This window comes from Peribacillus sp. R9-11, assembly GCF_031345095.1.
Taxonomy (GTDB): Bacteria; Bacillota; Bacilli; order Bacillales; family DSM-1321; genus Peribacillus; species Peribacillus butanolivorans.
In genome coordinates, this window is record NZ_CP133763.1 from 2,121,688 (window position 1) to 2,134,468 (window position 12,781).

Below are 12,781 nucleotides of genomic sequence, written 5' to 3' on the forward strand. Positions count from 1 at the left end.
CCGTCTTTACTCTTAAAGATTTAAAGATTGCCCGATACACCTTTTGGACAGTTATTAAACGTTTAACTACAGTAGAAGTAGGAGAGCAGTAAAAAAATGAGTAGGGAGCAAGATTTGGTTTTATGAGTAAAAACTTTCCTTAAGCACTTTCATCCGTACTGAAAGATCGAAACGAGGTATTTTGCCTTTTTAATACATAGGTACTGTTAACTGAAATATGAAGTCAAAGATCGCTTGATAGATTAAAGAGAAAAAGTAGATACTCCTATTAAAAACGATTTCTACTAAAAAATAAAAAATTCACAAAAACATAGTCTTCCATATGCATATTGATGGAATATGGGACATAAATTAGACAAACAAAAAAAGCGCAGTTAGCGCTTTTAGTGTATTTGTCTATACAGGCCTATTACTTTTCCAAGTATCGTGACACCTCTTAAAATAATTGGTTCCATATTTGAATTTTCAGGCTGAAGCCGTATGTAATCCGGTTCCTTAAAGAATCGTTTTACCGTGGCTTCATCATCTTCAGTCATGGCTACTACGATATCTCCATTATTGGCATTGCTCTGTTGTTTCACGATGACATAATCCCCATCATGAATTCCTGCTTCAATCATACTTTCTCCCATGATTTCGAGCATGAATACATGATCATCATGAGGAACCATACTTTCGGGAAGTGGGAAGTATTCTTCTATGTTCTCAATGGCGGTTATCGGCATGCCTGCTGTTACTTTCCCAAGCAACGGCACGTTAACGACATTAGTCTTAGGTATAGTGTTGGCTTCCTCTATGTTTAAGATTTCAATGGCCCTCGGCTTAGTAGGATCACGTCTGATTAGTCCTTTACTTTCCAAACGAGATAAATGTCCATGTACCGTTGAACTTGATGCAAGTCCCACTGCTTCGCCAATCTCTCTTACGGAAGGTGGATACCCTTTTTGGCGAACCTCTTCTTTAATGAAATCAAGAATATCTTGCTGCCGTTTTGATAGTTTAGTCATATGTGCACCTCTTCTCCAAAGTTCTTTGCTTTATTATAGCATGGCCCCTATTTCTATACAAACATAAGTTCGAATTTTGTTGTTGACTGAAACAAACGTTCGTACTATAATCTGGGTATAAGATACGAACGAACATTCGCCTTGGAGGGATATTTATGAAAAAGTTGTACAAAAATTATATTTATACGATTCTATTAGCGGGATCAGTATTTATCTTTTCAATTTTATTCTCCTGCACATTAGACAAAAATCAAAAAAATAATTTTCTTTCAATAGAAGTAAATGAAGGTGATACCTTATGGGAGATTGCAGAAAAATATGAAGAAGCTGATTTGACAAAAAAAGAATTCATTGGTTGGATAGAAGAGCACAACGAAGTCAGTGCAGATTCAATTAAACCTGGTCAAGTCATCGTCATTCCGGTTAAAAGTGAAAAGCTTGTTCAGAATTTGGCCAGTCAGCAGTAAGTAGTAAAGGTAGGGTATTATGAAAGCAGTAATTTATTGTAGAGTAAGTACGGAAAAAGAGTCGCAGGAAACATCGTTAGCTAGGCAGGAAGATGAATTAGTCAAATTGGCTGAGAAAATGGATATGGATGTAGTATCTATTATAAAAGAGCAAGCAAGCGGTTACGAATTAAACCGTGATGGTATTTTTGACATGCTGGATCTATTTAAAACTAAAGAGGCTGAAGTTCTATTAATTCAAGACGAAACGAGACTAGGCAGAGGAAATGCAAAAATTGCTCTGTTTCATGTTGTTCTTAAAGAAGGCGTTAAAATCTATACACTTTCCCATGATGGGGAACTTGAGCTATCGGATTCAGATGCTATGGTTATCCAAATAGTCGGCATTGTAGAAGAATATCAAAGGAAACTACATAATTTAAAAATTAAACGCGGGATGTTACGAGCAGTGGAAAAGGGATATCGCCCTCAAAAAAACCTTCAAAACCAGAGTAATTCTACTGGAAGAGACCGTAAGGAGATACCTATTGAAGAAATTGTTAAACTTCGGGTAAATGGATTGACGTTTGCAGAAATCGCAGCCACGTTAAGGGGCTTTGGCTATAATGTATCCAAAGCTACAGTTCACAGGCGCTTTCTTGAATATCAACAGAATACACCTGAAAGTCAATCATAGAACTTGTAATTTCGCTTTTTTTTTAATACGATGTCAATATCCGTACATTAGAAGGAGCGAAATTATGCTATCAAAAGAAAAACTAGCCCGTATTAATGAACTTTCTAAAAAGGCTAAGGCAGAAGGCTTAACAGAAGTTGAGTCTAAAGAGCAAACCCAATTGAGAAGTGAGTACTTGGAAACATTCAGACGTTCTATGTCCGATACGCTGGAACATGTGAAAGTTGTTGATCCGGAAGGAAATGATGTCACACCTCAAAAAATTAAAAATATAAAGGAAAAAAGAAACTTACATTAATGAATGGGGCTATCTGATGGAACTTTTCATTGGCGGGCCTTCTTATGGTCTTTAGAATTAAAAGGAGAATGCATTCATGTATGTATTCTCCTTTTTAGCTTAACCTAAATAGTGGACTTCTCTAGTTACTAGAAAATTGAAATATTGGGGAAGGATTTAGTGATTTTAGTTGTGATATTAAGCAGGTCACTATAATATAAAGAGGTACATTACAGGAAGGGATGTTTTACAATATGTTAGATAAATTAGATGCACTTTCTATCAATACAATTCGTACATTATCGATTGATGCAATTGAAAAGGCTAATTCTGGTCATCCGGGAATGCCAATGGGTGCAGCCCCGATGGCGTATAAACTTTGGACTGAATATATGAATCATAACCCTAAAAACCCTGATTGGTTTAATAGAGACCGTTTTGTTCTTTCTGCTGGTCATGGATCTATGCTGTTATACAGCCTTCTTCATTTGTCAGGGTATGGCTTATCCATCGATGATTTGAAGAATTTCCGCCAATGGGGTAGCAAAACTCCTGGACATCCGGAGTTCGGTCATACAGCTGGAGTTGATGCGACCACAGGACCACTAGGACAAGGGATTGCAATGGCAGTAGGGATGGCGATGGCAGAACGTCACTTGGCTGAAAGTTACAACCGTGATTCTTATAATGTGGTTGATCATTATACATATAGCATTTGTGGAGATGGAGATTTAATGGAAGGCGTATCTGCAGAAGCCGCTTCATTAGCTGGACATCTTCAGCTTGGAAGACTTGTTGTTTTATATGATTCAAACGATATTTCACTTGACGGCGATTTAAGCCAATCATTTAGTGAAAGTGTAGCTAACCGTTTCAAATCGTATGGCTGGCAATATCTGCGCGTAGAAGATGGAAACGATCTTCAGGAAATTGCGAAGGCAATTGAAGAAGCAAAGACTGACGATGCACGTCCAACATTAATAGAAGTGAAAACCGTAATCGGTTATGGTTCACCAAACCGTTCTGGTAAGTCTGCTGTTCATGGTGCGCCGCTTGGTGCAGATGAGTTGAAACTGACTAAGGAAGCATACAAATGGACATTTGAAGAGGATTTCTATGTTCCTGAAGAAGTGTACTCCCACTTTAATGAAGCTTGCGTCGAAGCAGGCAGTAAAAAAGAAGAAGCTTGGAACGAACTGTTTAAAAATTACAAAGAAGCACATCCTGAGTTAGCTGAACAATTAGAGCTGGCTATAAAAGGTGAATTACCTCTGGAGTGGGACCAGGAAATTCCGGTCTACGAAGAAGGAAAAACATTAGCTTCCCGAGCTTCAAGTGGAGAAGTCCTAAATGCGATTGCCAAAAAGGTTCCTAGCTTTATTGGTGGTTCAGCAGATTTAGCCGGATCTAATAATACAGCCATTAAAGGTGAGACAGATCTATTACCGGGTAATTATAGTGGACGTAACATTTGGTTCGGTGTTCGTGAATTCGCTATGGGAGCAGCTTTGAATGGGATGACCCTTCATGGTGGTTTAAAAGTGTATGGCGGAACTTTCTTCGTATTCTCTGATTATTTACGCCCGGCTATACGTATGGCAGCATTGATGGGTCTTCCTGTTACGTATGTATTTACTCATGACAGTATTGCTGTAGGGGAAGACGGACCGACACATGAGCCTATTGAACAATTAGCTTCATTGCGGGCAATGCCGAACCTTGGGGTAATCCGTCCGGCTGATGGTAATGAAACAGCAGCAGCTTGGAAAGTGGCGATGGAGTCAACTAACAAACCGACTGCCCTTGTTCTAACACGTCAAGGATTGCCAACGATAAAAAACACTTCTGAAACTGCTTATGAAGGTGTTTCAAAAGGGGCTTACATTATATCTGCTTCTAATAAAGATGAAGCGGATGCATTACTTCTTGCGACTGGCTCTGAAGTAAACCTGGCTGTTGAAGCACAGAAAGCATTAGCATCAGAAGGAATTGAAGTTTCTGTTATCAGCATGCCATCATGGGATCGTTTCGAAACTCAATCTAAAGAATATAAACAAAGTGTAATCAACCCGGCTGTTAAGAAACGTCTAGCAATCGAAGTGGCTTCACCGTTTGGTTGGGATCGTTATACTGGCGATGAAGGCGAAATCTTGGCAATTAATCATTTCGGTGCCTCTGCACCAGGTGGTAAGATCATGCAAGAGTTCGGATTCACTGTAGAAAATGTAGTTGCTCGTGTGAAAGAAATGCTTAAATAAAATTCGGAACTGACACCAAACTAGTTTGGTGTCAGTTTTTTTATCGAATCTTCTTAAAGCATGTTGAAAGTGCCCATTATTTACGGTAAATCTTCTATTCGACAAAAAAAGAAAAATATTTCTCCAGCAAACAACATATCTTGTTGGTTTGTCAATATATAATAAGAATAAATAATTTTCGTTTAAATATGTCAATTAAAGGGGAGTAGCCATTATAATATAGAAAATAATGGCGGGTTATCGAAAAATAAAAATGTTCTGGTTTCCAAAATAGGAATGCTAGGAGGCATTGGCTAATGAGAACCTATCAAATTTTTTTAATCGAAGATGAATTTGCCCATCATTATTATGGAAGAGAAAAGCTATTTTTCAATTTGTTTTTGGAGTATATTCAAGCAAGGGGCAGACTGAAGAGTATTTTGCAAAAACAAATCGAATTTGTCACCAAGACAGTCCCTATTATCCAATTGCAGGTAGCCATTGAACAGCGTTTGCAAAAAAAGATGAATTTTTGGTCTCAGAATGGAAAATACTATCTAGAAAAAACGAGTGGATCAAGCAAAGCAGTATTAACCATCCATGATGATTCTATTACCCTTAAAGCTGATGGAGACTATGAAGCGGAGACAGCATTCTTTGAATGTATTCGCAAATACGAAGCGAGTTTTCTGGCCATTGATTTTGAACACGAAAAATATGGTTGGTTAAAACCGATAAAAGAAAGAAAATTTGTCTAAATGGGGGACTTTTCAGTAGCGGGTATTGTATAATAACCTTTGGTCTAGTACACTGATGTTAGACAACATGAAGGAGGAAATAGTATGTGGGTTTACATTCTAGTTGGCGTACTGGCATTGATTGCTGGAGTAGTGCTGGGATTTTTCATCGCTCGTAAATACATGATGGATTACTTAAAGAAAAATCCGCCAATTAACGAACAAATGTTGAAAATGATGATGATGCAAATGGGTATGAAACCATCCCAAAAGAAAATTAATCAAATGATGAGCGCCATGAATAAACAACAAACAAAGTAAACCTTTAACTTTAGGGTTTATCAATTGATTGATAGCAATTATAAGATAAGCAAATCATAAACTACCTTATAGAGTGAAACTTTCATCATAAATGGCTATTGTTTTTGCTTTATCTTTTATCAGACTAATTCGAAACCTCTTTCTCTGACTGAAACTAAATCAGAGAGAGGGGTTTTTTTGTGTTGTTCGTGGATTATGCCAAGAAAGGGTTTACCGAGAAAATCTTGAAGAACAAAAAGCAAGAAATTAAACAGTTGAAGAATTTCCTGTAAAAGAGCTATTACTGAATTAGAAAGTATAACTACTCATGACTTAAAGGCATATATAAGGGTGAAACAAAAAGCAGGTTACAACCTCAAAGTATCGTTTCTATGTTTAAGATGATTAAGGCATTTTTGAGTTGGTGTGAGCGAGAGGAATATATAAAGGTAAACGTTGCGACAAAGGTTGAAGCTCCAAAAGTACCACGGAAATTGTTGAAGGGTTTCACTGCTAAAGAAATGGAGGCGACGATGGAGGCCTCTTTCTATAAAAAAACTATCTGGAAACTAGAAACAAAGCCATACTAGTAGGCTGTGGACTGAGGTCAATGGAGATTAAAGGTTTGCGGTCAGAGAATGTACGAGAAACATTTATCTTAGTTAATGGTAAAGGGCAAGGAAAGAATGGTTTTGATCAGTCCTAATCTTAATTAAATACGAAAGGATCAAGAAGGAATAATTCGATGATAGTGATACCACTAATATTTATTTTTTATCCTACACAGGGGTGTCTCATGTGGCTTTAGACAATGTAAATGGAGATAGTGATACAACTTTTAAGAAACTGAAAATTATTATTAATGAAGGAGCAACCATTGTTAAGCCAACCTCATGCAAGGGATGTCTACTAACTGATGAAAGTAAACCTATAAGTGTAACCATTTCACTTTAGGGGGAGTTACAGGTTGCATTTCATGCTTTCAGTCTCAATTTAAAATTAGTTAATCCTAAAATAATCCAAATTTCATCAACTGTATTTACACTCAAGTTGCCTAGCAAAACAACATACGGTTGTCAGTCTATCAAAATTCTTAAAAAATGAGATGCCCAAAGAAACTTATTTAAGTCTGTGGAGAAAAAGCTAAATGAGAGCATGATTCAGCGGGAAGGGAGTATTCGCAAGGCTGCAAGGTATTGGGCGTTACTATAAGACATTAATCCGCAAAATGAAAAAACACGGTCTTAAACCTCTAGTCAGGGGGGAAGTCTCGCCTGCAACCCTGCCATTCACACTGAAGAAAGCTAGTTCCTTATTTGGACTATAGCTAATATCGATTTCATCTTTGCAACTCAAAAATATTATCCAGTCAATAGCTTCAACACAAGATGATGGTAAGGCTAAGAAAGCAAGAATGTATGCGGGTTTCCTTGTAATTACCCATTGGTATCATTGCAGCCTTGATTGGGATGAATGCCTCAATCGTTTTTCAAAACATCTCGCTAACAGAAGAAACGCTGCTGTCTTTGGGACAGTTGCAGTTTCAACAATTTGGTCGGCAATCCCATTTTTAATAAAGATAATAATGACAAGGAATCTCTGAATTTTCACGATTTGCTACAATTTTTATGGGACTGATTCCAATCCCATTATCGATCTTTGCACGAGAAATATTAAGTACGGTCTTCATTGCTAGACTCTGATTCCAACAATTCGGTAAACAATCACAATGACATATACATCAAGGGGATTTGAAACGGTTTTGCCATTCATTAGTACAGCCAATTTCATATAAAAATCAGTCACTCATTTAGATATACATCTTTTAAATGACCGGAACGTACGACTTTAGTTTCTAAATACTTTTCATTATACTCGGAGATATCTCCCCATAACGGAACTCTCCCTGCAACATTGGCACCTGACTTTTGAAGGGCTGCTAATTTTCTCGGATTGTTGGTGATAAGAGTCACTGAATTGGACCGCAGTTTTTTTAACACTCGAATGGCGTCATCATAGTTACGAGCATCATCAACAAACCCAAGCTCCAAGTTCGCTTCCACCGTATCCAATCCATTTTCTTGCAGAACATAAGCCATGGCTTTACTAAATAAGCCGATGCCTCTTCCTTCGTGATTCGCTAAATAAAATAAAGCACCGGTTCCTTGAGCCGCAATCATTTTCATAGCCTGCTTTAATTGAAATCCACAATCACACCGTTTGCTGCCAAAAATATCGCCAGTATGGCAAATACTATGCATACGGATAAGGGCATCGGCAGAATGCTGAAAATCTCCATACAGTAACACACTGGATTGCTGCATTTCCGCTAAATTGGAAGAGGCCAAAGTTTCAATGATCTTTTCCGTATTATAAGAGCCGTCATCACAAAAATGACCTGCCATATTCTCACAACGTAACCAGCAATACCATTGGAATATGGTTGTTTCGCCTTCTAAGTTAACGGGTAATTTGATAGGGCCTACTAAATAAATGGATTTTTCACCACTTTTAATAACGTTAATTTTATCTTCTAATATCAAAGCCACTTTTTCATTAATCATATAAACTTCCTCCTGATGCTTCAAAATATTATTTTGGGCAATTTATACTACGCTTAACAGTTCTGTTCATATTGTACCCAATCCATTCTTTTGTGAATCTTTTGTTTTAATAAGAGGCAGGAAAGAATAATCTAACCGTTTAAAAGGTTTTTGGATGCTTTCTTTCCGAATTGTTTGAGCATATAGGCATCATCTACAAGTTGAAATAAACCCACGGGGCTGAGAAATAGAAAGAACACCTATGCTACGTGTTCAGACATGTAGTTTAATTTTGCAAAGAATGCTTATTTCGGAATAATAATACATCCATGGATTTACTATGGCCACTCTTTTACAATTAGAGAGAGATGATCTTCTTTGAGCTTTGAATCCTTCCGACTTTTGCGCGGAGTGAAGGATCCTATTTCAGACATTTCCATGACAGTTTCCCTTACGGTATATGCTCTAATCATGCCTTTTTCTTATCCAGGCTATGCCCTACCGGTAGTAGAGAAAGTATCTAGAGGTGAAATGGATTGTGATTTTAGTTAGTTTATAAACAATTATCACTTAAAGTAAAAATGGGCGATCAATTCCCCATTGATATAAAATCTTTTCTGGGAATATAATCCTAAAAATAAGAATAAAGATTGACAATCATCCATCATCATAATACGATATTTTACAGAATAAAAAGAATTATTCGTTTATTTTTTGCTGCAATTCCAAAACCGGGTTTTATATTATAAAACAAAAACCTCCTTGTATATACATATTATCCAAGCGTTAGCTCTGGCTTTTTCTTATTTTGGAAGCGCTGCCAATTATGGCGTTTTAAATATCAAGGAGGGATAAGGTATGGAAGCAAGAATAGAAACAAAGCAAGAAAAGCCATTAAATATTGGCCGGAAATTTCGCTGGACCGTCGTCATCTGGTTATTGATCGGAGGAATAATAAACTATCTAGATCGGGCTAACCTCTCCATTGCAGCTCCTGAAATGATGAAAGAACTCGGACTAAGCGTAACCGAAATCGGGTTATTGGGAACCTTTTTTTCTTGGAGTTATGCATTAATGCAGCTTCCTTCCGGCTGGCTGATCGATCGGTTCGGTACCAAAAAGGTGTATACAATCGCGCTTATTTGGTGGAGTGGTGCGACCATTTTAACGGGAGCTGTTCATAAAATGAGTTCATTTATTGCTGTACGGATTTTACTTGGAGTAGGTGAAGCACCTTGTTTTCCGACGATGGCTAAGATCACATCGTATTGGTTCCCTAAAAAGGAACGAGGCTTGGCGACTGGAATTTGGGATTCTTCGTCCAAATGGGGCCCAGCCATTGCACCGCCACTGCTCGTTTTCATTATGGTGACTTTTGGGTGGAGAGCACTGTTTTATATAACTGGTGTGATCGGCATTATATTCGCGATCGGTTTTGTGATTTTTTATAAAAATCCTGAAAAAAGTCAAAGACTATCCAAGGAGGAATTTGAATACATTAAGTCGGAAGGAGGTGGAGTGGAGCAAGGCATTCAATCATCAAAAATCAAATGGGGTTCGTTATTTAAATATCGAAGCGTATGGGGAATGATTCTGGGCTTCTTCTGTACCATCTGGATCTGGAATATTTTCCTTGTCTTCTTGCCCCTTTATTTGTTCGATGTCCATCATGTCTCACTAAAAGAAATGGGTATATATGCTGGTATCCCCTGGCTTGGCGGAATCTTTGGTAATATTTTCGGAGGATATCTTACTAAAAAATGGGTGGACAAGGGAATTACTACACCTATTAAAGCAAAGCGTGCCTTAATTAGTATATGTGCCATCTCGGCCGCCATTGTTGTATGTGCAGTTCCGCTTGTCAAAGGACTCGCTATTACCTTAACATTACTGACCCTTGCTCTTTGTTTTATTTCTGCCATTACAGGTAGTGCGTGGGCACTTGCTGGTGACATTGCCCCTCCTTCTATGGTTGCTTCCGTAGGTGCCATTCAGAATTTTGGCGGTTATTTTGGTGGAGCCTTTTCCCCCGTTGTGGCAGGCATGATTGTGGATGCAACTGGATCTTACTCCCTTGCCTTTATATCTGGCGGTTTAATCGCCGGATGCGCCGCAATCTGTTATTGGTTTATTGTAAAACATCCTATTCAAGAATAGTGTAACGAAGGAGGACATAAATTGATTCCAAAAGTGTATATAGCAAGACAAGTACCGGCTGAGGTGGAAGCATATATTTCGCAGTATTGCCAGTGTGAAAAATGGAATGGCCCTGAACCGATTACCCGAAGCCAGCTGTTAAAGCAAATTTCCGATGCTGACGGACTGCTCATCACCGGGGAAAAAATTGATGATGAATTTCTGGACCATGCACCAAACCTAAAGGCTGTCAGCAATATCTCAGTAGGCTATAACAACTATGATCTAGAGGCAATGAAAAAGAGAAACGTAATCGGTACGAATACACCGGATGTGCTCGATGAAACCGTGGCCGATTTAGCTTTAGCCTTAATGCTCTCAGCAGCCCGCCGCCTTCCAGAACTGGACAAGCTTGTAAAGGACGGCAAGTGGGGAAGTAAAGGCGATGAACCCTTCTTTGGCGTTGATGTTCATGGAAAAACATTGGGCATCATAGGTATGGGTAGGATTGGAGAATCTATTGCAAGACGAGGGAAATTCGGTTTTAACATGGAGATTTTGTATCATAACCGGCGAAGAAAACCAGAAGTAGAGGAAACGGTATGTGCAACCTATGCCTCTCTAGAGCACCTTTTGCGGGAATCAGATTTCGTTCTTTTAATGGTCCCTTATACCCCTGAGACGAAGAAGCTTATAGGACGGGAGCAATTCGCACTGATGAAAAAATCTGCAATCTTTATTAATACATCACGCGGCCAGACGGTGGACGAAAAGGCCCTAATCGAAGCACTGCAAAATAAGGAAATCCTTGCAGCTGGTTTGGATGTATTTGATCAGGAACCCGTAGCGCCTGACAATCCGCTCTTAACCATGCCAAACGTGGTAACACTGCCGCATATAGGTTCAGCTACTCATCAAACACGATATGATATGGCTATGCTAGCGGCGAAGAACCTTGTAGCAGCGGTTACAGGAAGGGAGATAGTGAATGTCGTTCCTGAATTGAAAGGACTTCAGCCACTTAAATAGTAAAATTGGTGCAAGGCACCAAAATGGAAATAGGAGATGTCCTCACAGGTATCTCTCATACCATTTATTATCCAATCTATTAGGCCACTTGGGATTTTTGAAATATATCCAATTTATTACGCATCGTTTTAAACGATCTTCCCGGCTCTTTATTACATGTAAGGATCACGGTAATGATTAATGAGAAATACTGTTTTTCTAAGTTTCTCGAATGTTGGAACAAATTGGTCCACCTTGAAAAAATCGATAAATCAGCAAATAATGAGAAGACTTTAGATGGTGTTATAAAATGATTTTTTCTGATTGGACAGAGGAACCTTCCAGCTACTAATCTAGTCTAGTAGGTAAATAATTGTAGTAAAGCATTAAAAGAAGATATTTGCTTATACACCATGATTTATTAATGGTGTATTTTTTTTTGCATGAGGGCAATATTAATCATTGATTAAACGAAATTAATAAGAGTAGGTTTGTCTGTTGCATCAAGCATTATTCTCAAAAATAACATAGAAGATTTCGAAGGAGATGATCAATGAAAAGAATGAAATACGTAGTAGACAAATTCTCTAATTCCATCATTAGTTATTCGTAATAGTTGCGGATATTGAGAAAAAAGCTTATATCTCTAGATCAGGGAGTGTTCCTTCAGGGGAAAAATGGCTTGCAAACGCAAAAGTCAATCCAAGCATCCTAGCTAGTTGCGAACTGAAGCCGCTAGAGCCAAATAACCAAATCGGAATGTTTAAGCCATTTCCCGGTATAGCTTTTACATACATTTTTTCAGAAGCTAAAGCTGGATTACGCTGCCAGTTGTTCTGAAAACTCTTGACCATTAATTTGACGGACACGTCTTAGAGCATATGCAGTACGTTGATCAGTACCAGGAGCTCGCCCAAGTCCCAAATCAATTCGACCAGGAAACAAGGATTCGAGCGTTCCAAATTGTTCTGCAATAACTAATGGAGCATAATTCCTCCTGAACCTACACGAATCTTTGAAGTACCTGCTGCTACATGTCCAATCACTACCGATGTAGCGGAACAAGCGATAAAGGGCATATTATGATGTTCAGCCAGCCAGAAACGATTATACCCTAAGTTCTCACATGTCTTGCAAGATTAAGTGTATTTCTTTAAGATTGAGCAGGATTTCCTCCAAGTACAATGGGAGAAAGATCGCATGGAAAAGGGAATATCTTTTATTCGTTTCGAACGAATATTATTAGAGTCACTCAATAAATTCAACTTCTTTCTATAAAAAAACTTGATGTTTCGGAGGATGGAAGGGTGTTACTCATTTAGCCCCCCGAAACAAAAAAACATTCTAACAGTTGTTCTTATTGTTTCAAAAAAAAACGATTTGATTAAATAAA

At 38.2% G+C, this 12,781-nt stretch carries 13 protein-coding genes and 1 pseudogene; 10 read left to right on the top strand and 4 right to left on the bottom strand.

What is annotated here, in order from left to right; all coding sequences use genetic code 11:
- Positions 1-383: 383 nt before the first annotated feature.
- Entirely contained in the window at positions 384-1,007 is a 624-nt protein-coding gene (lexA, locus tag RE409_RS10405) for a transcriptional repressor LexA (RefSeq protein WP_053345509.1), read from the bottom strand.
- A 155-nt stretch (positions 1,008-1,162) separates the two neighbouring features.
- Here lexA and RE409_RS10410 point away from each other — a divergent pair, with 155 nt between their 5' ends.
- From RE409_RS10410 to RE409_RS10445, 8 genes are all read left to right on the top strand, one after another.
- Entirely contained in the window at positions 1,163-1,474 is a 312-nt protein-coding gene (locus tag RE409_RS10410; protein WP_201181210.1) for a cell division suppressor protein YneA, read from the top strand.
- A gap of 19 nt (positions 1,475-1,493) precedes the next feature.
- On the top strand, positions 1,494-2,150 hold the full coding sequence (locus RE409_RS10415) for a YneB family resolvase-like protein (RefSeq protein ID WP_201181209.1): 657 nt from the start codon (positions 1,494-1,496) through the stop codon (positions 2,148-2,150).
- Positions 2,151-2,214: 64 nt separating this feature from the next.
- Positions 2,215-2,448, top strand: a complete 234-nt coding sequence (locus tag RE409_RS10420) for a DUF896 domain-containing protein (protein ID WP_201181208.1) — start codon at positions 2,215-2,217, stop codon at positions 2,446-2,448.
- Positions 2,449-2,681: 233 nt separating this feature from the next.
- Positions 2,682-4,685, top strand: a complete 2,004-nt coding sequence (gene tkt / locus RE409_RS10425; protein WP_201181206.1) for a transketolase — start codon at positions 2,682-2,684, stop codon at positions 4,683-4,685.
- 296 nt (positions 4,686-4,981) lie between these two features.
- The gene (sirA, locus tag RE409_RS10430; protein WP_201249729.1) at positions 4,982-5,422 is read left to right on the top strand and encodes a sporulation inhibitor of replication protein SirA; all 441 of its coding nucleotides are present in this window, start codon (positions 4,982-4,984) and stop codon (positions 5,420-5,422) included.
- 84 nt (positions 5,423-5,506) lie between these two features.
- Positions 5,507-5,722: a YneF family protein gene (locus RE409_RS10435; protein WP_034312934.1), complete on the top strand. Its 216-nt coding sequence runs from the start codon at positions 5,507-5,509 to the stop codon at positions 5,720-5,722.
- A gap of 371 nt (positions 5,723-6,093) precedes the next feature.
- On the top strand, positions 6,094-6,291 hold the full coding sequence (locus RE409_RS10440) for a hypothetical protein (protein WP_201254514.1): 198 nt from the start codon (positions 6,094-6,096) through the stop codon (positions 6,289-6,291).
- 208 nt (positions 6,292-6,499) lie between these two features.
- Positions 6,500-6,655, top strand: coding sequence for a hypothetical protein (locus RE409_RS10445; protein WP_201181202.1), 156 nt, complete (start codon positions 6,500-6,502; stop codon positions 6,653-6,655).
- A 495-nt stretch (positions 6,656-7,150) separates the two neighbouring features.
- Here the strand turns inward: RE409_RS10445 and RE409_RS10450 are convergent, their stop codons facing one another.
- Together RE409_RS10450 and RE409_RS10455 are read right to left on the bottom strand one after the other, a co-directional pair.
- Positions 7,151-7,312 carry a hypothetical protein gene (locus RE409_RS10450; protein ID WP_201224944.1) on the bottom strand — a complete coding sequence of 54 codons (162 nt, stop codon included), beginning with the start codon at positions 7,310-7,312 and terminating at the stop codon, positions 7,151-7,153.
- Positions 7,313-7,503: 191 nt separating this feature from the next.
- The gene (locus RE409_RS10455; RefSeq protein ID WP_201224943.1) at positions 7,504-8,265 is read right to left on the bottom strand and encodes a GTP cyclohydrolase II; all 762 of its coding nucleotides are present in this window, start codon (positions 8,263-8,265) and stop codon (positions 7,504-7,506) included.
- Between the two features lie 837 nt (positions 8,266-9,102).
- Here RE409_RS10455 and RE409_RS10460 point away from each other — a divergent pair.
- Positions 9,103-10,401 carry an MFS transporter gene (locus tag RE409_RS10460; protein ID WP_201181198.1) on the top strand — a complete coding sequence of 433 codons (1,299 nt, stop codon included), beginning with the start codon at positions 9,103-9,105 and terminating at the stop codon, positions 10,399-10,401.
- A gap of 21 nt (positions 10,402-10,422) precedes the next feature.
- On the top strand, positions 10,423-11,409 hold the full coding sequence (locus tag RE409_RS10465) for a 2-hydroxyacid dehydrogenase (RefSeq protein ID WP_201181196.1): 987 nt from the start codon (positions 10,423-10,425) through the stop codon (positions 11,407-11,409).
- A 620-nt stretch (positions 11,410-12,029) separates the two neighbouring features.
- Here the strand turns inward: RE409_RS10465 and RE409_RS10470 are convergent.
- Positions 12,030-12,590: pseudogene (locus RE409_RS10470) on the bottom strand (MsnO8 family LLM class oxidoreductase); the annotation flags it as partial.
- Positions 12,591-12,781: the final 191 nt, after the last annotated feature.

Excerpts from the sequence above, each read along its gene's own strand:
- lexA (WP_053345509.1), bottom strand. The coding sequence starts at position 1,007 with ATGACTAAACTATCAAAACGGCAGCAAGATATTCTTGATTTCATTAAA.
- sirA (WP_201249729.1), top strand. The coding sequence starts at position 4,982 with ATGAGAACCTATCAAATTTTTTTAATCGAAGATGAATTTGCCCATCAT.
- RE409_RS10420 (WP_201181208.1), top strand. The coding sequence starts at position 2,215 with ATGCTATCAAAAGAAAAACTAGCCCGTATTAATGAACTTTCTAAAAAG.
- RE409_RS10435 (WP_034312934.1), top strand. The coding sequence starts at position 5,507 with ATGTGGGTTTACATTCTAGTTGGCGTACTGGCATTGATTGCTGGAGTA.
- RE409_RS10455 (WP_201224943.1), bottom strand. The coding sequence starts at position 8,265 with ATGATTAATGAAAAAGTGGCTTTGATATTAGAAGATAAAATTAACGTT.
- RE409_RS10440 (WP_201254514.1), top strand. The coding sequence starts at position 6,094 with ATGTTTAAGATGATTAAGGCATTTTTGAGTTGGTGTGAGCGAGAGGAA.
- RE409_RS10460 (WP_201181198.1), top strand. The coding sequence starts at position 9,103 with ATGGAAGCAAGAATAGAAACAAAGCAAGAAAAGCCATTAAATATTGGC.
- tkt (WP_201181206.1), top strand. The coding sequence starts at position 2,682 with ATGTTAGATAAATTAGATGCACTTTCTATCAATACAATTCGTACATTA.
- RE409_RS10415 (WP_201181209.1), top strand. The coding sequence starts at position 1,494 with ATGAAAGCAGTAATTTATTGTAGAGTAAGTACGGAAAAAGAGTCGCAG.
- RE409_RS10410 (WP_201181210.1), top strand. The coding sequence starts at position 1,163 with ATGAAAAAGTTGTACAAAAATTATATTTATACGATTCTATTAGCGGGA.